General features: G+C 38.9%; 18 protein-coding genes. 9 read left to right on the top strand and 9 right to left on the bottom strand.

Annotated elements, in window-relative coordinates; translation table 11 throughout:
* Positions 1 to 88 precede the first annotated feature (88 nt).
* Positions 89 to 709, bottom strand: a complete 621-nt coding sequence (gmk, locus tag ABZP26_RS15015; protein ID WP_013466062.1) for a guanylate kinase — start codon at positions 707 to 709, stop codon at positions 89 to 91.
* Between the two features lie 382 nt (positions 710 to 1091).
* Between gmk and ABZP26_RS15010 the strand changes: the two genes are divergently transcribed.
* The 4 genes from ABZP26_RS15010 (at position 1092) to ABZP26_RS14995 (ending at position 4317) form a co-directional block, all read left to right on the top strand.
* A complete protein-coding gene (locus ABZP26_RS15010) occupies positions 1092 to 1796 on the top strand; it encodes an AHH domain-containing protein (protein ID WP_128583650.1) in 705 nt (234 codons plus the stop codon).
* Positions 1796 to 2383: a hypothetical protein gene (locus tag ABZP26_RS15005; protein WP_128583649.1), complete on the top strand. Its 588-nt coding sequence runs from the start codon at positions 1796 to 1798 to the stop codon at positions 2381 to 2383. Before ABZP26_RS15010 ends, ABZP26_RS15005 begins: the two co-directional genes overlap by 1 nt.
* A 278-nt stretch (positions 2384 to 2661) precedes the next feature.
* Positions 2662 to 3519 (top strand): restriction endonuclease, encoded by an 858-nt coding sequence (locus ABZP26_RS15000; RefSeq protein WP_244152577.1) that lies wholly within the window; start codon positions 2662 to 2664, stop codon positions 3517 to 3519.
* 135 nt (positions 3520 to 3654) lie between these two features.
* Entirely contained in the window at positions 3655 to 4317 is a 663-nt protein-coding gene (locus ABZP26_RS14995; protein WP_368485128.1) for a type I restriction-modification system subunit M N-terminal domain-containing protein, read from the top strand.
* A gap of 74 nt (positions 4318 to 4391) precedes the next feature.
* On the opposite strand, the gene ABZP26_RS14990 is transcribed toward ABZP26_RS14995, so the two are convergent.
* Positions 4392 to 4655, bottom strand: a complete 264-nt coding sequence (locus ABZP26_RS14990; protein WP_368485127.1) for a transposase — start codon at positions 4653 to 4655, stop codon at positions 4392 to 4394.
* A 97-nt stretch (positions 4656 to 4752) separates the two neighbouring features.
* Between ABZP26_RS14990 and ABZP26_RS14985 the strand changes: the two genes are divergently transcribed.
* Entirely contained in the window at positions 4753 to 5082 is a 330-nt protein-coding gene (locus ABZP26_RS14985) for a helix-turn-helix domain-containing protein (RefSeq protein WP_368485126.1), read from the top strand.
* Positions 5083 to 5095: 13 nt separating this feature from the next.
* Here the strand turns inward: ABZP26_RS14985 and ABZP26_RS14980 are convergent, their stop codons facing one another.
* Genes ABZP26_RS14980 through ABZP26_RS14950 form a run of 7 tightly spaced genes read right to left on the bottom strand, consistent with a single transcriptional unit; the run spans position 5096 to position 15362 of the window.
* Positions 5096 to 5929 (bottom strand): M48 family metallopeptidase, encoded by an 834-nt coding sequence (locus ABZP26_RS14980; protein WP_368485125.1) that lies wholly within the window; start codon positions 5927 to 5929, stop codon positions 5096 to 5098.
* Positions 5929 to 9219, bottom strand: coding sequence for a type I restriction endonuclease subunit R (locus tag ABZP26_RS14975; protein WP_368485124.1), 3291 nt, complete (start codon positions 9217 to 9219; stop codon positions 5929 to 5931). Before ABZP26_RS14975 ends, ABZP26_RS14980 begins: the two co-directional genes overlap by 1 nt.
* A gap of 10 nt (positions 9220 to 9229) precedes the next feature.
* Positions 9230 to 10567: a KAP family NTPase gene (locus ABZP26_RS14970; protein ID WP_368485123.1), complete on the bottom strand. Its 1338-nt coding sequence runs from the start codon at positions 10565 to 10567 to the stop codon at positions 9230 to 9232.
* Between the two features lie 9 nt (positions 10568 to 10576).
* Complete coding sequence (locus ABZP26_RS14965; RefSeq protein WP_368485122.1) at positions 10577 to 11965, bottom strand: anti-phage deoxyguanosine triphosphatase; 1389 nt, start codon at positions 11963 to 11965, stop codon at positions 10577 to 10579.
* Positions 11965 to 13194, bottom strand: coding sequence for a restriction endonuclease subunit S (locus tag ABZP26_RS14960; protein WP_368485121.1), 1230 nt, complete (start codon positions 13192 to 13194; stop codon positions 11965 to 11967). Before ABZP26_RS14960 ends, ABZP26_RS14965 begins: the two co-directional genes overlap by 1 nt.
* Positions 13184 to 14704, bottom strand: a complete 1521-nt coding sequence (locus ABZP26_RS14955) for a type I restriction-modification system subunit M (RefSeq protein ID WP_368485120.1) — start codon at positions 14702 to 14704, stop codon at positions 13184 to 13186. The genes ABZP26_RS14960 and ABZP26_RS14955 overlap by 11 nt, the downstream gene beginning before the upstream one ends.
* Positions 14705 to 14753: 49 nt before the next feature.
* The gene (locus ABZP26_RS14950) at positions 14754 to 15362 is read right to left on the bottom strand and encodes a restriction endonuclease subunit S (RefSeq protein ID WP_273007821.1); all 609 of its coding nucleotides are present in this window, start codon (positions 15360 to 15362) and stop codon (positions 14754 to 14756) included.
* Positions 15363 to 15818: 456 nt separating this feature from the next.
* Between ABZP26_RS14950 and ABZP26_RS14945 the strand changes: the two genes are divergently transcribed.
* The 4 genes from ABZP26_RS14945 to ABZP26_RS14930 are packed head-to-tail and all read left to right on the top strand — an operon-like array spanning position 15819 to position 21971.
* Entirely contained in the window at positions 15819 to 16994 is a 1176-nt protein-coding gene (locus ABZP26_RS14945; RefSeq protein ID WP_368485119.1) for a tyrosine-type recombinase/integrase, read from the top strand.
* Positions 16987 to 19578 (top strand): hypothetical protein, encoded by a 2592-nt coding sequence (locus ABZP26_RS14940; RefSeq protein ID WP_368485118.1) that lies wholly within the window; start codon positions 16987 to 16989, stop codon positions 19576 to 19578. The genes ABZP26_RS14945 and ABZP26_RS14940 overlap by 8 nt, the downstream gene beginning before the upstream one ends.
* Positions 19571 to 21565: a hypothetical protein gene (locus ABZP26_RS14935; protein WP_368485117.1), complete on the top strand. Its 1995-nt coding sequence runs from the start codon at positions 19571 to 19573 to the stop codon at positions 21563 to 21565. The genes ABZP26_RS14940 and ABZP26_RS14935 overlap by 8 nt, the downstream gene beginning before the upstream one ends.
* 1 nt (position 21566) lies before the next feature.
* The gene (locus ABZP26_RS14930; protein WP_368485116.1) at positions 21567 to 21971 is read left to right on the top strand and encodes a hypothetical protein; all 405 of its coding nucleotides are present in this window, start codon (positions 21567 to 21569) and stop codon (positions 21969 to 21971) included.
* Positions 21972 to 22069: the final 98 nt, after the last annotated feature.

The raw sequence follows: 22069 nt of genomic DNA, 5'->3' as shown, positions 1-22069 counted from the left end.
TTTACTGCACGCAGCAGGTTTCGCCAATAGCCAGTGGTTAATTTTTATCTGTTTTAGGGCATGAACACCTAATTTATCTTAATTTAGATTATTTGAGTAGCTCATTAATTAAAGTTTGATGACGTGTTGTTTGCGCTTTTAGCGTTAATCGCTGTGCAATAACAATACTTTCTATCTCACTTAAAGCAGTATCAAAATCATCATTCACAACAACAAAGTCATACTCATCGTAATGAGAGGTTTCTGATTGAGCTTGTGCCATACGCCCGGCAATAATTTCAGCTGAGTCTTGGCCACGGTTATTTAAACGTTGCTCTAACTCTTGCTTTGACGGCGGTAAAATAAAGATAGTTTTTACGTCATCCATTATTTCTCGAACTTGGCGAGCGCCTTGCCAATCAATATCTAAAAACACATCAATGCCAGCGGCGAGTTGCTCTTCAATAGCTTGCTTAGAAGTACCGTAATAATTGTCAAATACTTGTGCCCATTCAAAAAAGTCATCTTTGGCAATTAGTGCCTTAAACTCATCAACCGATACAAAATGATAATGTTCCGCATCGTTTTCACCAGGGCGCGGTGCGCGGGTGGTGTGTGATACCGATACTTTCATATCAGCATGTTTTTTCAGTAATGCATTTATTAAGCTCGATTTACCCGCCCCAGAAGGCGCAGATAAAATAAATAAGTTTCCGCGAGAGTGTGCCATTATTTTCTCTATCTAAAAATAAACAGGCTCGAACTATAAACAGCTCAAGCCTTCAATTATTATATTGTACTTTATTTAGCTAATTATGCTCAAGTGAGTGGTAAAGCCAAAAAAAGTTACTCAATATTCTGGATCTGAATATGGGGTGGTGTTTAAAACTTTTTATTTATCAATGGGTTAATATTGATTTAGATTGTTTTAACTGTGTTTGGTAACCGCTATGGTAACCACTTGGAGTCGGTTTCTGGTGCATAGAGATTATTTTACTAAAGAGGAAGTGAGCTTAAGTCAGTACCGAAAAACATACATAAAAATTGATAAACTGTTCAGTTTTTGTATTATACACCCAATCGTAATCAAATAATCAAGGAAGAGCGTTTTTATGAAACAATTACAGCAGTACCCTCACCCTGAAAGGCCTCAGAACCCTTCACCCTTAGAAATGGCTATTTATAATTATGAATTAAAAGCTAAAGATTTTCATAATAAGCGAATAGCTCAAAAGGGGCAGGCGAGCGAAGAGCTTAAAAATAAGATGGCTCGTGACTTTAATCATTTGCAAAAAGAGAAAGAGAGAATTACAGCTCATGCTCGCTTACAAACAGATTTAAAAGAATATCGTGAGCTGAGTGCGAGTTCTTCAGTTACGCAATTAAAACAAGAAAAGCATCATCCAACAAAAAAGCTTGCTCGTCACTTGGCTGCAATAGGGGAACCTAAACCAACTAAGCTGCACGAAGCTCATCATATTATTTGTGGCAAAGGGCAGTACCAATCAGCGAACATGTTACAAACAAGGCTTAACCTTCATCTACATGGAGTCGGTATTAACGATCCTATCAACGGCGTATGGTTAATTAATTTTGAAAAAAATAAAGAACAAAATTGGGATAGTCCAGCTTCGCCGCCTCATCGAAAGCTACACAGATATAATTATGAGACATGGATAAATACTAACTTTGGTAATGCGGCTACGCCTAAAGCTTTATTTTTGAACAGGCTAAAAACTGTTAAAGTTAAAATAAAAACGGGTACTGTACCCGCAGGTTTACTTGCACCAAAAGACGAAAACTGGAAGGCTTTATAGTGACTGTATATCAAATCAAAAACGAAGCTTACACATACGACGTAATCGACTTTAATATTGTTGAACTATCAAAAATACTTTCAAAGCACAGTGACCTTGAACCAGATACTGTATTAAAGATGTTTATGTCAGCCTCACTAAATAATATCGAATTTAGTCATCTATGGCCCGAGGGGTTAAATTTTGATTATTTTGGTAAAGCTAAAAAGCAAGACTATGACATATCGCTGCTAGGCAAATTTCTAATAATGAAGATGCCAGTATATGAGTTATTGAAAGAGCGTTTAGCAAGTTTTGGAGAGTTTTTACCCGTTAAAGCTGAAGGCAATAACATGATGTTGTTTAATTTGCTTACCTTCGGACAAGAGCAAAAAGACATGTGTTTAACCAAATACGAAGATGGCTTTGAAGACGGTTTAGAGTTACTTACCTTTGAGCAAGACGACATACAAAGCAAGTTATTATTTAAGTCTAAGCTGGAAGGTGCTCAAAAAGTTTATTGTACTGATGAGTTTAAAAACATCATCCACAGTAACAATCTTAAAGGCTTAGTGTTTGACGAAGATTTACTAGATCCGTTTGTTTGATTTTATACTTATAAAGTGTATTTATCACTCAAGTATACTTCTTAGGTATATACAAATATCTTGAAATTATACTTTTAAGCTCTATAATTACGCGTAACAACACCCCTCCCGCTACCCGTAAGCTCAGCGCCCTGCGAGGGGTTAATTGTTTATAAAGCATAGTAAAGCTGCTTACATAACCTTTGCCCCATAATCATAATTTGTATATTATCTCAACTAATAAGAACAATGGATTAGCTGTTTAGTTATCTACTAATATGGCTTGGCAAGGGAATACAATGTCGTTACCCGATTACCAATCTTTCATGACTCCTCTTTTAGAATGTTTAGCTAGCGGTAAAACCGTAAAGCTCAAAGATATTGAAGCAAGCGTTTACCAAAGCCTAAGCTTATCGGCTGAGCAGCTTAAACTGCGTATTCCCAGTGGAAAGCAAACTTATGCTTATCATCGTTTAGGCTGGGCCAAAACTTACTTAGTGCAAGCGGGTTTAATTGAGCAACCTAAAAGAGCTTTTTGTAAAATCACCCCAAAAGGGCTAGCTGCAATTGAGTCTGGCGAGCCAATCAATAACCAATACTTAAGCAAATTTGATGCATTCATTGATTTTAAAACACGTTCTAAAGACGAAAGTGAATCTGCACAAGTGAATGCCACCAGCATAGTCAGTAACAATTCAGATAAAACCCCTGAAGAGCTTATCGAAGCTGCAGTCGATACGCTCAATACCAATTTAAGTGACGAAGTACTAAAAGCGATACTAGCAGCATCCCCCGTATTCTTTGAAAACCTTGTAGTCGATTTAATGCTCGCCATGGGTTACGGCGGATCACGCAAAGATGCAGGCCAAGCTACGCAATATACTCAAGACGGTGGCATTGATGGCATAATAAAAGAAGATAAACTCGGCCTCGAAATGATATATTTACAGGCCAAACGCTACACCAATAAAACAGTGGGTAGACCAGATATACAAGCTTTTGCGGGGGCGCTTGATATGCACCGCGCTAAAAAAGGCGTATTCATTACCACCAGCAGTTTTAGTAAAGACGCCTTTGACTACATTGGTAGAATAGACAAACGAATAGTGCTTATAGATGGTGCACAACTTACAGAGCAATGCTTAGTCATAATTTAGGCGTTAGTACCAAACACGTATTTGAAGTAAAACGCTTGATAGCGATTACTTTTTAGAAGATTAGATAGCGCGAATACATTACTATCGCAATAAAGAGGTTTTACCTCTAACTAAAAAATTAAGAGAATAGAGTAAATGGTTGAACAACATAAAAAAGAGCTGGAAAAACAACTATGGAATATTGCTAATCAATTAAGAGGCAATATGAGTGCAGATGACTTTAGGGACTTTATCTTAGGATTTATTTTTTATAAATATTTGTCTGAACGTATGGACTTGTATGCAGATGATATTTTAAAAGAAGATAGTATCAAGTTTGACGCAATTGATGAAGATACAGACGAAGGGAAAGAGTACCTCGATGCAGTTAAAGAGGAAGCTATTGATCATCTTGGCTACTTTTTGAAACCGAGTGAGCTCTTTCATGTCTTAGCTGAAAAGGGTTCGAATGGGGAGTTCATCATAGAGAGGTTAACTCAAGTTCTGAATCATATAGAACAAAGTACTATGGGGACTGCTTCTGAAGATGATTTTACAGGGCTCTTCGATGATCTAGACTTAACGTCAAATAAGCTAGGGAAAACAGAAAAAGCGAAAAATGAACTAGTTACTAAAATTCTGGTGCGACTTGATGATATTGACTTTTTACATCATGAAACTGACATTGATGTACTCGGAGATGCCTACGAGTATCTTATTGGTCAGTTTGCTTCTGGAGCCGGCAAAGGGGCGGGGGAATTCTACATAATGTCATCTACGTTTTTATCGAGCAAATGCCACCTAAAAACCGCCGCGTAAACTGTTACCTATATTTAGCTAAGAACTTACTCTAATATCATCTCAATAAACCACTTTTTGAGTACGTTGAAGAATTAGCGGATCTCTCTTGCTAAAATTGAAGCTGCCTTTAACAATACTTCTCGCTCCTCAGATATTTCTTCCAACCTAGATTCCAGCTTTTTCATTAAGAACTTACTCTTTGAGTTGTTTTTCTCCTCCCTTTTTAACTTTATCCACCGATACAGAGTACTTGAGGAAATACCCAGCTCACTAGCTACTTCAGGAACTCGTTTTTCACTGTTCAATATTTTTTTAATCGCCAGATCTTTTGTATCTTGCGCATATGGCTTATTCACAGAGTGTTACTCATCATTAAACTTAGTATTCCTAAGTATACATGATAGGATAAAACTTAGAGAATCTAAGTATTATAAATTTACTTATGAATATTCATTGGAATTCATCAACCCATTGCCATACCGGCTTAAAGAAGCTCGGGTACGATCAAAACTTTCTCAGAAGTCGCTGGGAATTAAGATTGGTCTGGAGCCCAGTTCGGCGAGTGGGCGTATGAACCATTATGAAAAAGGTAGGCATACTCCGGATTTACAAACTTTAAAACGAATAGCTGAAGAGCTGGATGTGCCGCTTAATTATTTCTTTTGCGAAACGGAAGAAATGGCCAACTTTGTGGTTATGTTGCATCAATTACCAAAAGAAAAAAGAGATAAGATCCTTGCAATAATGAATGAAGAAATTGACTCAAAGTCTAATCTAGTTTAGCAGTAGCCGCGCATCACTCATTCAAATACATTTCCGCCATATCATCTAATTTGGCTTTTACTTCTTTCCAATTCGGCATTACTTGGGTTAACAAACGCCAGAATCTTTCGCTGTGATTGTGCTCAGCTATATGGCAAAGCTCATGTAATATGACGTAATCAATGCATTCTTTAGGCGCTTTTACAAGGTGCGTATTGAGCATCAAGTTGCCTTTGGTTGAGCAACTTCCCCATTGCTTTTTCATTGCCATTACTCGAAATGAAGGAATGCCTGTTACCCAAGTAGCTTTTGGAAGTAACGCGGCTAATCGCTCATGAAAAATTCCTTTTGCTTTGTGTTGATACCACTTGTCGATTAGTGGTTTAACTTTCACCAACCGATCATCAATATCTTTACTAGCTTCATGCTTGATTGTAACGTTCAATTTGCCACGGCTTAGTTTTACGTTAGGTACTTGCTCAGCATCATTGATGATCTTTAAGACATAGCGCTTACCTAGGTAAAACTGAGTTTCGCCACTCACATAACGCTTAGGTAAAACCGTATCTTTTTGTTTAGCAAATTCATCAATGCTTTGCCAAACCCATCTGGCACGCTTATAAACGGCTTCCTGAATAGCCTCATCACAGGCATCATGAGGCACAGTAACTACAACACGTTGATCAGGGTGAACCTTAATAGTTACCTTGCGCGCTGTTTTTTTAGCATCATCAGCAGGCTTGGTGTTACGAATAACATCATAGTGAATGGTGTCGTTACCATAGGTAAAAACACCAGGCTCATTGGTTGTTGGTCGGCTTTCTTTTCCACAAATTGCGGCAGAAACAGCTTGCTTATTCACTTTCATTAGCCTCTTGATAAGCCGAGTCGAGTGATCTTGAGTACTTCTTCAATTAGCTTTTGCGCGTTATCAAGCCCAAGTTCAGCAAATAACATAGGTAATAACTTCATGTGGATTGCATTTTCAATTTCCGCATGATTAATGGAATACTCAGCAACAGCCGTATTGACTACGTCATCAATACTAAATGCCAAGGCAACCAACTTATCATTGTCTAATGATTTTTCATTCAAGAAGTCAGCATCAAATAGGTGCTTGAATAAGCCAAAGTAAGCTTGGGCATGTTTATTCAACTTGCCTGAGTCATCCACAAACTCATCAGGCATATCTACTATCTGTCGCTCTTTTACTTCCTGTTCAAAATCGGCAAAAAGGATGTATTGCTTAACAGGCGCATCAAACATCGCTTTGGCATCTTCAATTGCCTTTTTCAGCATCTTAGAGAAATACTCCTGTGCATAAGGATCATCTGCTAAGTCTTGTTCAATCATCTTAGTGATTCGGCCTGTGATTTTATCAGTCTGGTTACGAGCCTCGTCATCGCTCATATCCTGTGGCTTAACGTCCTTCCCTAAATTACCTACCAAGTACGCACCATCAGGCTCTTTTACTTCAATACCAGCAATGTGCTTGTCTAGAAGGCTGCGAATATCTTCTGCGTATTCATCATAATTAATGGTTTCGTCAGCATCTTCACGAACTTGTTTACGCAAATCGACAAAGGCTTTTAGATCACGTTTGTACAAGTCACGCTTATTATCAAAAGACTTATCTTCAAAGTAGGTTGCTGATTGCAATGCTACTTTCATACAGTTTGAAAAAGCGGTTAGAGCAGAATAAAAGTCATCACGTTTTTTAAGATTAGTATCGACAAGCTTACCATCGACTTCTTGCACCTTTGGCGCTAAGGCTTGGCGAAGCGCTGGGCCATCTTGCTTGTTTTTAACACCATCAAATATTGCCCATAAATCACTGTGTAGTCCCGGAAGCTTTTTGTATTCCGTATCCATGCGGTTATACAAACCTTTCAGATCATCAATATCAAAGCCGCCTTGGGTGCGTTCTGCAAGGTCTTGGTACTTTTCTATCGTGGTATCAAGCTCTTTTAATATGCCTCGGTAATCAATTAAGTAACCAAACTGCTTTTTGCTATGCAATCGGTTAACACGGGCAATTGCTTGTATTAGGTTGTGCTCTTTTAGAGGCTTATCGATATAAAGTACAGTGTTCTTTGGCTCGTCAAAGCCTGTCAGCAGCTTATCTACCACTATCATAATGTCAGGGCCATCATCTCTACCAAAGTCTTCAATAATGGCTTTGGTGTAGGCTTTTTCGTCCATTTTATTAACGTTTGCCTTCCACCAATTTTGCACAATGTCCTTACTTTCCTGATCAACCGCCTCGTGACCCTCACGAGTATCTGGAGCCGACATCGCAACCACCGATGTAACTGTGCCTATTTTATCCAATGCCTTCTTATAACGAATAGCAGAGGCTTTGGAGTCACATGCTAATTGGCCCTTTAAACCTTGCTGTTTAAAGTTCTGGAAGTGGTCGGCAATATCGTAAGCAATTAACTCAATACGACCTTCTGTTTGGTAAATCTGCCCTTTTTGAGAAAACTTCTTCTTCAGATCGGTTTTTTGTTTATCTGTAAGTTTACTAGTGCTGCGTTCAAACCATGCATCAATGGCTTTGTCGTTAACGTTCAGCTCTGGAATACGCTCTTCATACAACAGAGGGGTCACAGTTTTATCTTCAACCGCTTGCTGCATAGTATAGGAGTGGATGATCTTACCGAATTTGTTTTCGGTCTTGTCGTCCTTCAACAGTGGCGTACCCGTAAAAGCAATATAGGCCGCTTTAGGCAGCGTCTGCTGCATACGGATATTATTTTCGCCGTTCTGGCTACGGTGGCCTTCATCCACTAGTACAATAATGTTTGGGCTGTCGTTGTAGCATTCTTTGTATTTAATCGCAGAGCCAAACTTATTAATGATCGAGAAGATAACTCGCTCATTTCCCTTACCAATTTGTTCGGCTAAACGCTTACCAGTGGTCGCCATTGCATCTTTTTTATCTCGGTCAGTTAATACACCACCAGATGCAAAGGTACGGCTTAGCTGATCTTCCAAGTCCACACGGTCTGTAACTATGATCACACGGCATTGAGCCAGCTCTTCAAGCCAAATAAGCGCTTTTGATAAAAACACCATAGTAAATGACTTGCCGCTACCTGTGGTGTGCCAAATAACACCACCTTCACGAGCACCTGAGTCATCAAAGGTGTTAATTCGCTCAATAAGTGCTTTTATGCCAAATACCTGCTGGTATCGAGCGACAATCTTGCCAGCTTTTTTATCAAACAAGGTAAACAGGCGAGTCATATCAAGCAGGCGCTCAGGGCGCAACAAGCTGACAATAAGCCTATCTTGGTCGGTAACAGTTAAGTCTCCTGCTGAAACCAAAGATAGATAGTCATCTTTCGCTTTGGCAGGACGATGCTTAAATAGCCCATTTAATTGTTCATCGCTCAGTTTATGATTTTTTAACCTAACAAATTCCGCTTCTGGGATTTGTTCTTCCTTCCACTTCGCCCAAAACTTTTCAGGAGTGCCGCAAGTAGCATATAAACCTTCATGCCCATTTACTGCTAATAGAAGTTGGCTATAGGCATACAAATGAGGAATTTCAGCCTGACCTTGATTCCGAATATGCTGAGAAATCGCCTCAGCGTTGGTCGATTTACCTTCTTTATTTGAATCCGGGCGTTTCGCCTCAATCACGACTAGTGGCAAACCATTCACAAAACAGACAATATCTGGAATTCGATTACCAGTGCCTTCGGCATTTTGAACCACTAACTCTTCAGTAAAATGGAATTGGTTATTATCAAGATTGTGCCAATCAATAAGCTTAATGGTGGGGGAGGCTTTTTTTCCATCAATGAATTCGGTAACACTCACGCCATACATTAAAGCATTGTAAATTTTCTCATTAGCCGCTTTTAACCCTAAGTTCATGGCAGGGTTTAGCTCATGCAAGACTTTATCAATAGCTGCTTCTGATAATGTGTGTTGCTTACCCGCAAACGAGAACGTTTGCTTTGCTAAAAAAGCACGCATTAGAGGCAATAAAATAACCTGATGAGTACTTTTCTTTTCCCTTGCTAGGGTATTCCCTCGTAGCGCTTCGCATTCGCTTGGTGGAATGAAGGTGTAGCCAAGGTTTGTTAACAGCGTAAGAGCTGGTACTTTGGCGCTGAATTCTTCTTGAAATTTAACTGTCGTAGTCATTTCTAATCCTTTAGCACATTGTCAGCGTTTGAATCGCTTCAGCGCAAATAGATGCAAAGTCATCTGTTCGCCAGTATCCACCTTGAAAGTATCGGGCACTTTCTTGCTTCCATATATCGGCATCTTCTGTTGGTGTAAAATGCTCTTTATTATGCAAAGCAGTATACCCAAGCATATAACAGATTAGTTCCTGCTCATCAGGACGACCTTGAATGTCATTTGACAGACTTGATATACCAAAACAGTTACCAATATCTTTCGCATCAATTCTTTTTTGTAGTATCGACAAAGCTACTTCGGGCTGAATGCTATAAATTGCTATAGCCAATATGGTAAGCACTTTATATCCAAAAATTGTGTTGCTCTGAAGGTTATTTGATTGAGCTAGAGTTACATAAATTTCTATATGGCGAACAACAGTCTCTACTTCTCGCAATGACAATCTATTTGCAATAATAATTTGTTCTATTGTTCTAATTGAGCCACATTCATACAGCTTCATACCACCCAATACATGGCTTGATCTAACTAAATTTTTATAGTGCTCAATTGCTGCAATGCTTTCGCGGTGAGCATTGGTATCGACTGTTTCAGGAAGAGCGATAGTGAATTTAACAAATTTATCCAAATACCGTTGAGCGTCTACTGACTGCCCATAACAATGATTTATTGACGCCTTGAGTTGTTGAGTATTGGTAATCAAAACAAATTTCACACCCTCTACATCAAAGGTATGTTTTATAATTTCAAGCATATCAACAGCAAAGTTTGGTCTGCATCGATCTAGCTCATCGACAAATAAAATTATCGGTTTAATAGCCGCAATGTCCGCCAGTGCAACTTGTAACGCTTTTAAATTTTTATCTGCTTTTACATGATCTTTTAATACTGACTCAACTGTCGCATCTATAGCTTTATCTGCGGCCCCTTGAATTTGTTTATCGAAATCATCTGCAACATCAGCTACATCTTGCCTTAAAAGGTGTGAAACTCCCGCTTTAGCAATTGTTTTTAGACCATACCGCACAGCAGGCAGAGCTTTTTTCATAAAGCTCTGCTTACTATCATCATCAGGTAAAACTTTAATTACTTCAGCGAGAACAGTCATTAATGGCTCATCAGCATGATCCGCTTTGAATGCATCGACATAGATTAAATGGTGCGTATCACTAACGTGCATTAGGTTTATGAGTTTATGGCAAAACTCTGTTTTACCTGTACCCCAACTACCATCGATTACCATAGGGGAAATATCGATGTTAGCTTGTAATACTGAAATCACTTTTTCAGCAATGCTTTTACGCTTAAATTCATCTCTATCTTCGAATTTTAGGTTTTGAATTTCCATTTCTAACTCCTAAAGCCGATCAAAAATTGAACCTTTACTTGGAGTAAAGAGTTTTTCATAGAACTTGGTCGCGTAATCATCAGTCATACCAGACACAAAGTCACATATAACTCGAAGCTGAGCTGACTTTTTATGTTCACCTTCTAAACCTTCACCAGCTTTTTTCAATCTTTCTCTAGTTGGTTTTGGCAAGAACCTATTGGGATCTTTAGCTAACGTTTGAAAAAGCTCAATAACTAGCTTTTGTCCCTTAAATTCAAGTTGTTGAACATTTTCATCAAAAATAACTTGTTCGCATACTAAGTCAAAAATGTGCTGCCTAAGCTTTTCTATTTGAGGTGCTAATTTAACCTCCAAGCTAAGCAACGGATTTTCACAACCTGACTGGTTTTTTTCGATAATTGCATTGGTAATCATTAAGTTAACCAAGCTACCGATAGCTTCTTTTCTACAGTGACTTTCCTTATGAAATAAGTCGGCAGTAATTAAATCAAAATTTAAATCGTTTCTAACAAGCTGCTTTGCTAAATCATTAAATAAAGCTTCTTTGCCTTCAAAGTGCTCTCGCCAGTGCCTTTGAGTGATCATCCCAAGTGACAAAGCGTCTTCAAAATCATGCAAACTATATGAAATGTTGTCTGCTAAATTCATAATTGTGCAGTCCAAAGATTTGTATAAACTTTTCTTATGCAAAGGTTTCTCTGGCTCATCCTTATCTATCGGTTGCTCTGTTTGAGTAAACTTCGCGAGATCTTCCCTAGCAAATCCATCAAAAATGAAATCAACGATTTCTTGGTCGCAATCGTGATAACACTTAGGTGGCTTCTGCAATCGGGCCTCGAATAACCAGTAAGGAGCATTCTTATCAGAGACTTGTTCGTAAGCTTTTTCATTAACAAGTTCAGAGTACGCAACTGGATATTTCAGGATGCCGAGCAGCATCCTTCTCGTAGGGTTTAATCCGTGTTCACCAGTATACTTGTCAAGCTTTCCGAGGATTCTTAACGTTTGACCATTCCCCTCAAAGCCACCATGCTTACGCATACAATAATTTAAAGCTACTTCACCTCCATGACCAAAAGGAGGGTGACCAATGTCGTGAGCTAAGCAAATAGCCGTTATTAATGAAGTGTTAGGTAAGTGCTCATGATAATCCGCAAATTGCTTGTTTTTACTAAGGTACTGAACAATACCTCTCCCTATTTGAGCTACTTCCATTGAGTGCGTCAGTCGAGTTCTATAAAAATCACTCTCACCTAGCCCTAAAACTTGAGTTTTTGACTGTAAACGTCTGAAAGCTGCTGAGTGAATTAGCCTTGCTTCATCCCTATCAAACTCATCTCTGACATCATCAGGTCTTTTATTTTGCTCTAATCTACGTTGTTCTAAACAGTCCATTATGCGACCTCCTTGTCATCCAATTTAACTCTGCGCTTGCCTGTTAACAGTTGCTGCATCAGCGCTTTTTTCTCTTGTTTGAGGTCAGCAAGCTGTTGTTCTAATAATTCTATTTCTTGGTCAGCGTTCAGTAATACTGCCGAAATCTTTTGCTGCTCCTGAAATTTAGGAATATGAAAGTGGAGTCCTTCAAAAGCACTCTTAGAAAGCTCTAAGAAAGTTGAACCACTCGCTTTGCTAATTAGTTTATGCTTATAGAAATTTAAAAGGTAATACACAAACTCAATATTAGTATTCTCATTTGGAACGATGTTTTTAAAACCTTGGTTGGTGCTCATTTCATGACTTGCAATTGCCATTTCACCTATCGTTGCACGAGTACAAACAAGCAGTGTGCCCTTAGGGAGAAGTTTTGCAGAGCTGTTTTTAATACCGTCCATAGAAACTAGTCGAGCAGTTGACTCAATGTAGATACTATCTTGCTTAGTAATATCGGTAGGTGTTACCCAGTTTATATCACCATCCCAATATTCAGGCTTTGTTGTACTCGGTGTTCCACCAGAGGAAATATTCCCTAAATCTGAAAGACGTTTTTCTTCCCACTCACCCTCAAACGGTTTACCTGAATCATCAAGTAGGCGTTTTTTGCCAGTGAGCAGTTGCTGCATTAGAGCTTTTTTCTGCTTTTTGCTGTTGTCGATTAGGCGCTCGGTGGTGCTAATCGCTTTGTCCCAAATGGATAGGATTTTTGCGATTTTGCGTTGTTCTGGGAGTGGTGGTGTTAGCACTTTATATGCATTGAAATAATCAGAAGTGACACGCCTATGACCTGCTGAGCCTTGCATATTATTTTCACCTCTGACTCTAAGTTCCTTAGTTCTGGTAAGGTAATATATAAATTCAGGGGATGTGTTTTCCTTAGCTCTCAGCACATGAAATTCAGTGCTCCCAAAGCCCACACCGTTAGTAAGTCCATGAACTAGCGCCCCTTTTCCATTTTCAAAACAGGGCGTGATCTTAGCAACCAATACATCACCATCCTTAAACGAGGTAAATCCCTTAGATACTTCTTCATACTCTCTCGGTAAATGAGAAATTAACTGGCCTTCTTCTGATAACTGGTTCATGGCAATAAAAGAAACTTTGCCATTTTCAGGCTTCTTTATCTTTTTAGGATTGATATCGCATAACTTTCCTAAGCTTGTTAATGTCCATCCATTAGGCACCATAACCCAACTCCTTTAAGTAACGTTCCATCTCTGCTTCAAGGGTTTGCAGCTCATTTTTAAGCTGTACACGCTGAGTGCGCACTGCTACTAAATCAATCTCAGCTTCTTCTTCAAAGGTATCAACGTAACGAGGGATGTTGAGGTTAAAGTCGTTCTCTTTGATTTCTTCAAAACTGGCTAGGTAGGCGTATTTATCAACGCTTTCACGAGCCTTGTAGGTGTCGATGATTTTTTGAATGTTTTCTTCAGTTAATTGGTTTTGGTTTTTACCTGACTTGAACTCACGGCTCGCATCAATAAACAATACGTTTTTGTCGGTCTTGTGTTTTTTGAATATCAAAATCGCTGCTGGAATGCCTGTACCAAAGAACAGTTTTTCTGGCAAACCGATTACGGTATCAAGCAAGTTTTCTTCGATCAGTTGTTGGCGAATTTTGCCTTCGCTCGATGCTCTAAATAACACACCATGAGGCACGACTACACCCATACGGCCACTTTCAGGCTTAAGGGTTTCAATCATGTGGCTGATGAATGCATAGTCACCTTTGGTTTTTGGTGGAATACCTCGTCTAAATCGCCCATAAGGGTCGTTGCTGGCATCATCATGTCCCCACTTATCTAATGAAAATGGCGGATTTGCCGTCACTACATCAAAGTGCAGTAAGCCGTTACCGTCTTTCTCTTTTAGTAGTGGGTTTCGAATGGTGTCGCCCCATTCAATGCGGTGGTTATCTTCACCGTGTAGGAACATGTTCATTTTGGCTAATGCCCATGTTGAACCAATCGCTTCTTGTCCAAATAAGGCGTATTTTTTTGAGCCAGAGTTTTTACGCACCATAGCGCCACATTTAAGAAGTAGTGAGCCACTTCCTGTACATGGGTCGCATATTTGGTCGCCTTCAACTGGCTCTAAAACCGTTGCTAAAAGAGTCGAAACTTCGGGTGGGGTATAATATTCACCAGCGGTAGCACCACTACCAGCCGCAAAGTGTTTGATAAGGTATTCATAGGCATTGCCGATGATATCTAAGCTACCCACACGTTCTGAGCTTAAATCTAAAATGTCTTTACCAAAATCTTCAAGTAGGTGACGAAGTAAGTCGTTCTTTTGTTTTTCTTGGCCTAGGCGGTCAGTGTTAAAGCTGATGTCCTGGAATACGTTTTTAAGCTTGCTGCCGTTGGCTTCTTCAATAGCATGAAGGGCTTTATCGATTCGCTCACCATTGCCTGCTTCATAGCGTTTTTCGTATAAGTCCCAAAAGCTCGCGCCCTCAGGTAATACAAAACGCTGCTTCGACATCATGGCATGAATTAAGTCTGGGTTATCACCATACTGAGCAATGAGCTTGTTGTATTCATCTTTGTATACATCAGAGATGTACTTTAAGAACAGCATGGTGAGGATGAAGTCTTTATAGGTATCGGCACTGATAACGCCACGGAAGGTGTCACAAGCGGCCCATACTGCTTTGTTGATATCGTCCTGATTGATTTGAACATTGTTTATCATGTGTTTCTATTCCCAAATTTTATTTAATTTTTCTTCGGCTATTCAGTAATCAAATGCCTAGCTCTTGCAATGCAATGGCTTCTAATTGTTGTTGCCGATTTTGTATTAACTTTTTCAGTGTCTTTTGCTCTTTTACGCCACATTGATGTAGTGCAGTGAGCCGGTTTTGCTTTTCAATCTCTAGTAGCTTAATTGGTACGCTTTCTAAAACCTGCCTTCGAATACTCAAATACATAGAACCTTCAGCGGTTGTTTTAAAATAGCGCTGTGCAGGTTGTTGATTTAATTGCCAACACAGAAAGTTAGGTGAAATTAAAGCACGATATTCAGGCTTCAATCGCACTAGAAAAAAGTGAGGCGAGCAGACCGTTTGCTCTTTTATATTTTCAACTAGAACACAGTGGTGTTTTGCACCTTTTGCTACAAATAGCACATCTCCGTTTTGTAACCAGTCGGGTTGCTTTTTCGTTTTTAAGTGAGTTTTAACAATACTATCGTGGTTAATTTCGCCCGTTATTTCAGTATCCCTAACCTGGATGACATTGACTGTCCCATCCGCGTATTGCTTGATTGAGCCTCTGAATGGATGCCCCAAGCGAATATCAGCGAGTTCATGGAGTAGTAAGCTCTGTGCAACGTGCTTTGTTTGCGCTTTCATAAGGTCTCAGTTTTACCTTTACCAACACTTTTTCATCTTCTAAAAGCTTTCAAAAACGCGCGGCTTGATTGCTCTAAGTTGCGCAACTTTTTGTCTCTGATGGAAGCTTCATTCATCTTGCAATGGTGGATTATCTTAAAGCATACGTCAATTTATTTTTGCAGTAACGACATACTGCAATTTTGTGTTTGACTAAAACAAAACTTGTCGCTATATTTTTTGCAGTATTTCAATGGAGCAGTCTATTTGAGTGTAATCTACCCTAATATTGTTAATCGAACCGTTAATCTAGGTAGTCTGCCTTACATTTCTGATGTTAATGAGCAAGGTTATCGCGAAGTTATGTTTCACGAGGACCGTTTTATTGAGCGTTTTCCAAGAGTGTTATCGCTTAATAGGCTACAGGATGCTCTTGAAATAAATTTGTTCCTTGAGCACAGGTATAAAGGTTTATTCATGCCCCCTAAGCGAGGCGGAAACAAGAATCCACTTGGTGGTGTGTCACTTGTAACCGTGCAGTCGTTAGCGAATTCTATGAGTTTATTCTTGCAATGGGTTGAGAAGAATAATGTGGACTGGCAAGAGGTTTATGCTGTGAGTGACAGCGATAAAGCAAAATACTGGTTGCCTGTTTATCGGTATCGCAAGCATCTTATAGAACAAGTGATTGCAAAGGGTATTGAGCGAGATACTGCAAACCTGTACATCAACCATGTGAGGCAGTTTTACGAGTGGGCAAGAAAGCAAAAAAGAATTGATAAAGTGCCATTCAAATACAAAACCAAGATTATTAAGAAAAAGCGTAAGGACGGCGTTTTAGACTTGCTATTCACCGATTACGGTAGCGATGAAAAAGGATTTACCATTACCACCACTGACTTACTTATCCCTAAAAAGTACAAGCAAAAGAAACTAGGTGATGCGGGTTTATCGCCTTATAGCCAAGAGGAACTTAAGCTGCTCTATGCTAGCAGAGAGCTCGCAAAGCAAGGTGCTAAATTGCGAGTGGATTTAGCAGTGCAATGCGGCTTACGTGCAGAAGAAATAGCCACTTTTAGTGCTAGTCATGTTGTTGACCCTGCCTTGGGTAATAAAGCAATTTATTACTTAACCATAATCGGCAAGTACGATAAGGAGCGCACGATAATGGTGTCAAAAGGCTTGATGACATCACTTTGGCAATATCGTAACGGCAAAGAACATCAAGATAGATTAGCTAAGTGGCAGCTTGAACATGGTAACTGTGATGATGCACCACTGTTTATTAACCGTTCTGGTGATTTCATGTCTCGTAAATCTATAGGCAATGTGATCTCAAAAGTGCGTAAGGAATTAGCGCCATTCGGGAAAACACTAAAACGTGATTTTCATGACTTACGTTCAACTTTTGCAACAAACCTTGCTGGTTTCCTAATTCATAAGAATCTGCCCATTGGCTTTGTGCAATACAAGTTAATGCAGTTGATGGGCCATGCAGATTTTTCAACGACTCAAAAGTACATCAATTTCGCACGTTCATTAACGTTTGATAAGCAAATGGCAAGTTGGGTAGATAAGTTATTTGGAGAACTTGTTGAGCCTTTACAAGAAGTGGCATTTAACCCTGATTTTTCAGGAGAAGTAAATGCTTAATGGTGCTCTAAAATTCTCTCGCTTAGAAACTCAGTTGAGTGACAATGTGACTGCTGAAAGCAGTAAGCGCGTAAAATTACATATCCAATTTTTTAAACGAATACTGATGCGATATGAAATTTTACATAGTCATTGTCATAGGCTGGTTGAGGACATTAACTCGTTAATCGATAGGGATTATTGGCTCAAGTTAGAGGTAAAGGCAGGTTATCTTGAGCCTAAAGATGACGTCCTATTTAGACGTTGCTTATTTCATTTTGCCAGTACGATAAGTGAAGTAAAATCCAGACCCAGCAGTGTATTTGTTTTTGATACTAACATTGATCTATTAAATTGGTATCGAAAAAACTTCGAGTTAGGAAGTGACTTACATGAGGCTTTAACTAACTGGAACTTGGAGTCTGGTTTAGCTGGTAGTACAACTAGGTTCAATGCACAGAAAGCGCTAATGTGCTTACATCTGTTGTTTGATAAAGCACCGAAACTAGCTGATTTAATATCAAGGCATGGTTTAAGTTGGTTTAAATCTAGTCAGCACTTTAAAAATGTCTTTCATGAACACCCAATAGAAGATCGGAACAAAGTTCTTCAATCAGCTTTACTTTCAGTGCTTAGAGTAAATTACCCAAAGCGCTTTTCAACAGTCAAAATTGCAATCAACAGAAAGTCTATTGACGTAACTGATTTAGCACAGTCAGAACCGGTTTTAATCAAACAACTTCAGGCCGTTGCAGATTCTGAAAAGTTTAAGGGTGACTTAGAGCATAGCATTGAGGCTATGACCAGACGGTTTTTAGCTATTGTTACTAGTATCCGTCGGTTTTCTGAGGAAAAACCTTATGCATTCAAAGAGCATGGACTCGATAACTTTAAGGCAAATAATTTTTCGCTATTGAAAGAAGCTAAAGCTGCCTTAAGAAAAGACCAGTTTTCAGAGCTTTTACTATTGCTAGAGCAACATTTAGGCGAGAAGATACACCGTCATGACTATATCGCTCATTTATTGCCATTTTATTTTAAACGATACGAAAGTTTCCGATGCATCGACTATAGTGAGGTTGCTTTAACTTGTCCTAGTTTGATGCTCGAAATTGAGCAGTTGCACCGATCAGAAATAGCGTTATTGCCTGAAAAAAATTATAACATCGAAACTCTCCATACTAGATTTTCTAAACTCAAGCGCCTGATAGTTAATTATCTGATTCCAAATTATAAAAAAGAAGTTTTAGAGCATGGGTTTCTATGTTTAGGCATGAACCAGAGCTCTATCCAAAAATCTATATTTGAGCAACTACAAAGTGCAGTTAAAAGTAAATCTATAAGTATTCGTAGTGGTGCATCATATACGGAAACAATGCGATGGCTTATGACTATTACAGGCCAAGAGACGATAGAAGCTTTTAAAATATCTTACAAAAAGCATCAGCGTCACGCAAGAAGGTTAAGAATTGAAGACTTATACAGCGACAGTGAGTTGAGAGAACTCATATTCTTTATTGAGAAAGGGATTAATGAGGCTCAGAACTCCAAGCAGTTACTGGCCTTATACTTCGCTCGAATTCAAATTAAAAGCTGCTGGAACACATCACCAATGGTTGATATTGAATTGAGTGATATTACCGATGTAGCCCTACCGACTGCTCAAAAAAGTATAACCTTACTGCTGCAAAAGCCAAGAAAAGGGTATGACATTGATACTTACTCTTTGGATGGACGAGCTGTAAATAGCGTAATGCGTGATATTTTATTTGTTAGAGATACTATTACTAAAGATTACCGACATCTCGCAACTCCTGCTGTGCAACCGTTCTTATTCATTACCAAAGATAAAACAAATGTGAGCCGAATCAAAAGTGGAACCATTGTTTCATACATCAAGACGTTATTGAAAAGGTTAGGATGCCGCGTTGCATATAACTCTATGCGGATTCGAAAAAGTGGTGCTAACCATATTTATCGCGATGTGGCTAAGCAAATGCGAGCTTATGAGGCAGTGAATTTGCATACGTTTGATACTTTCATCAAACATTATCAGCGAATTAGTGAGCAAAAGTCTCAAGAAACGTTACACACAGCAGTTGATGTGATGCAACGTTACTTTACTGGCAGAGAAATAGATTCTGAGATCCGAGTACTAATGGTAGATGATGGTAGCACACAAAAAACACCTTCTGGACAGTGCTCATCGCGTGGTAATGATGAAGAAGCTAAGCAATATAATAAAACGCACCGACATCTTCAACAGTCAAAAAGCAACGCATGGTGTAGCGACTTTCTAGCTTGCATTTGGTGCAAACACTTTAGAACAGTTGCTGATCCTGAGCATGTATGGCAGCTATTAAGTTATAAAAAATATGTGCTTTCGGAGATGTCCGCCAGTATTTCTGATATTGATAACAACGAATTTCAGCAAGAAGCAATAAACGCATTACAACAAAGAGTTGACGACATTCTAGTTCAAGTAGCTAAAAGAAGTCAGAGTGCACTGAATAAAGGTGAGGAGCTACTGATGAATAAAGGTATGCACCCGTTTTGGGAGTTTGCAATTACATCAGCTAACAGCTTGAGGGGGATAAATGTCTGACACTTTCACCGCTATAAATCATTGTTTGAAAGTTGACGGTCTCATCCACTTACTCCCTTATGATGAGAAGCGGGTAGAATTACTTTCTTCAATATTGCTATGGAGTTTTATACGCCTAAATAAGGAACAAAAAACACTTTTTGGTGACGACTCTTGGCTTTCTGAAGGTAATAAACTATCGGTTACCTTTAATGGCGTCGGGGCAGAATTTCAATATCAACTGAAAGCTTTAACACTTGGTATGTATACTCAAGGAACAGGGCAAGGAATGGACCCCCTTAGCTGGGAGACTATTCGAAGAAATATCAGTAATTTGAAACGACTTGCTAAATGGCTTGAGGGGTATGGTATTAAGAGTTTTTCTGTATTGGGCTCCCTACCAGAACTTCGTTTACGGAACATAATTATTGAACTCGTACGAGTCTCTAACTTGCAGAAGCACCCTTCGTTTGCTCAATCCTTGCTAACAGCTCTTTACTGGTTGAAACGATATTCTGTGGTTAAAAATGGGCTGTTTTTTGACCTAACCAATGAATATCTTATACCATATACTTTGCTTAAAAAACAGCGCAGAAACAAGCATTCAATCATCCCAATACAAGTCATGAAGCAAGCGCTAAAACTATGTGAAGTGCATCTTAATGCCGCTGAGCAAATTATAGATGATTGGTACTTGCTTCAGACACAACTCAATAATTCTATTTCTACGCTACCAAAAACAGGTTTTAAAAATTCGACTCATATAGATGGTCTGAGTAATTATGGGTCATCGTGGCTAAACGAAAATCACGAAGCAATAAAAAATCTTCGTAAATATACGTTTGTTTTAGTAATTAGTTATACAGGAATGCGTTATAACGAAGCTTTGGCACTTAACGATGATGCAGCTATTGAGCGTAATGGCAAATATTTCATAAAGTCCTTTTTATCTAAAACTACTGATGAAATACAATGTGTAGAGTGGATAACCAATGAAGTTACCTACCGCGCTGTAAATCTACTCTCAAAGGTTTGCTCTATCTTTCGCCAAAGAGCAGAATTACTTCTAAGGCATCATAGCGATGTGTTACCAACCAAAAGAGCTATTAACCTAGAGTTTGGACTCAAGTCTAAAACTCTATTTGGAACAATACCTCACAAAAAAGCGTGTGAATTTTCTTTAAATACTAAACCTGGGAAAAGCTCATTCAATAATTTTAATAAGCTTTTTAGTATACGCCTTAGTCAACAAGATGTTTCAGAGCTGGAGCGTATGGACTGTAATTATCAATCAGTTGGCTCAAACCATAGAAATTTCAAAAAGCCTTATGCAGTGGGTGACTTGTTTAATTTCACCGCTCATCAATTTAGACATACATTCGCTTGGTTTATAGTTGCTAATCGTCTCGGGGATCTAGATGACATTAAGTATCAATATAAACACCTAGAAAATATGATGACATTGGTTTATAGCCAGCGGGGCTATGAGTCTATGGAGGAATTGATTGGACTAACTGATAGTTTCTCAGAATTCATGATTTCACAAGCGATGGAAGATATGGTTATCGCAGCCAATGATGGCAGATTAGCAGGAAAAGGCGGCCAAAATTTTATAGCCAAGTTATCAGAAATTCTTGCTGATGACCTAACCACTGGGAACGCGCCACATTTTAAAAATATGGAAGAGTTGATAACATTTGCTGCTAAGCATACCAATAATTTCAGGGGTGTATCACATGGCTATTGCACTAAGGGTGGGGAGTGCAAGGTTCGTAATGCCGCAGATCCGAGTCACTGTGTAAATTGTGATAGCTACATAGCAACACCTAGACACTTGCCGCATTGGCTGGTTGTTAAAAAGCGATGTGAATCCCAACTAGCTACATTTGAGAAGTTTCCGGTAGAAATAAAGCAAAGATTTAACGCTTTTAGTACTGCATTAAATGACAACCTTGAAGCCGCTAATATCATCATTGACCAGTTAACGATAAAAGTGAAGGAAGCCTAATATGAGTGAATCAGTTGAGATCACAATGGCTGACAAAATTGATAAGGCCTTGTCGGAAATGGCAGCCAATAAAGAAAAAATTAATGTTAGCCAAGTAGCGAAAAGATTAGGTGTTTCAAACTCTGCAATCTACAAGTTTAACCCTGAAAAAATCCCAGATATTAAGACTGCGCAAAAGCGTCAGAAACATAAAGCCGAGTCGATTACGTTAGGCACAGAAAATGAAAAGCTTAAGAAAGAAATTAAGTCATTGAAAATTTTAAACAGTCAACACAAAGCATTAGCTGATGAGTACAAAGTTAAGTATGAGTCGTTGTGGGAACATATTCAGCAAATTTATAACATGTACGATGAAGTACTAGCTGAGCGAAATAACTTTGCAGAAAGGCTTAAGCACCTAGGCTAAAATTGAGTAATCTTAAAAGCCAAACAAAGATATTCAGTAAAAAGCATATTTTACTTTACAGTATTATCTACTAGGATTTTATTAGCTTTAGCGGTGCG

Origin of the sequence: Pseudoalteromonas sp. SD03 (assembly GCF_040937955.1) — a bacterium.
GTDB lineage: Bacteria > Pseudomonadota > Gammaproteobacteria > Enterobacterales > Alteromonadaceae > Pseudoalteromonas > Pseudoalteromonas tetraodonis.
The sequence above is the reverse complement of the archived record's forward strand: the minus strand, read 5'-3'. Positions and strand labels throughout refer to the sequence as shown.

Bases quoted from the DNA above. Each gene is read 5' to 3' on its own strand.
- ABZP26_RS15000 (WP_244152577.1), top strand. From the start codon at position 2,662: ATGTCGTTACCCGATTACCAATCTTTCATGACTCCTCTTTTAGAATGT.
- ABZP26_RS14930 (WP_368485116.1), top strand. From the start codon at position 21,567: ATGAGTGAATCAGTTGAGATCACAATGGCTGACAAAATTGATAAGGCC.
- ABZP26_RS14960 (WP_368485121.1), bottom strand. From the start codon at position 13,194: ATGGTGCCTAATGGATGGACATTAACAAGCTTAGGAAAGTTATGCGAT.
- ABZP26_RS14940 (WP_368485118.1), top strand. From the start codon at position 16,987: ATGCTTAATGGTGCTCTAAAATTCTCTCGCTTAGAAACTCAGTTGAGT.
- gmk (WP_013466062.1), bottom strand. From the start codon at position 709: ATGGCACACTCTCGCGGAAACTTATTTATTTTATCTGCGCCTTCTGGG.
- ABZP26_RS14995 (WP_368485128.1), top strand. From the start codon at position 3,655: ATGGTTGAACAACATAAAAAAGAGCTGGAAAAACAACTATGGAATATT.
- ABZP26_RS14965 (WP_368485122.1), bottom strand. From the start codon at position 11,965: ATGGACTGTTTAGAACAACGTAGATTAGAGCAAAATAAAAGACCTGAT.
- ABZP26_RS14980 (WP_368485125.1), bottom strand. From the start codon at position 5,929: ATGAAAGTGAATAAGCAAGCTGTTTCTGCCGCAATTTGTGGAAAAGAA.
- ABZP26_RS14935 (WP_368485117.1), top strand. From the start codon at position 19,571: ATGTCTGACACTTTCACCGCTATAAATCATTGTTTGAAAGTTGACGGT.
- ABZP26_RS15010 (WP_128583650.1), top strand. From the start codon at position 1,092: ATGAAACAATTACAGCAGTACCCTCACCCTGAAAGGCCTCAGAACCCT.
- ABZP26_RS14975 (WP_368485124.1), bottom strand. From the start codon at position 9,219: ATGACTACGACAGTTAAATTTCAAGAAGAATTCAGCGCCAAAGTACCA.
- ABZP26_RS14950 (WP_273007821.1), bottom strand. From the start codon at position 15,362: ATGAAAGCGCAAACAAAGCACGTTGCACAGAGCTTACTACTCCATGAA.
- ABZP26_RS14955 (WP_368485120.1), bottom strand. From the start codon at position 14,704: ATGATAAACAATGTTCAAATCAATCAGGACGATATCAACAAAGCAGTA.
- ABZP26_RS14945 (WP_368485119.1), top strand. From the start codon at position 15,819: ATGCCCCCTAAGCGAGGCGGAAACAAGAATCCACTTGGTGGTGTGTCA.
- ABZP26_RS14970 (WP_368485123.1), bottom strand. From the start codon at position 10,567: ATGGAAATTCAAAACCTAAAATTCGAAGATAGAGATGAATTTAAGCGT.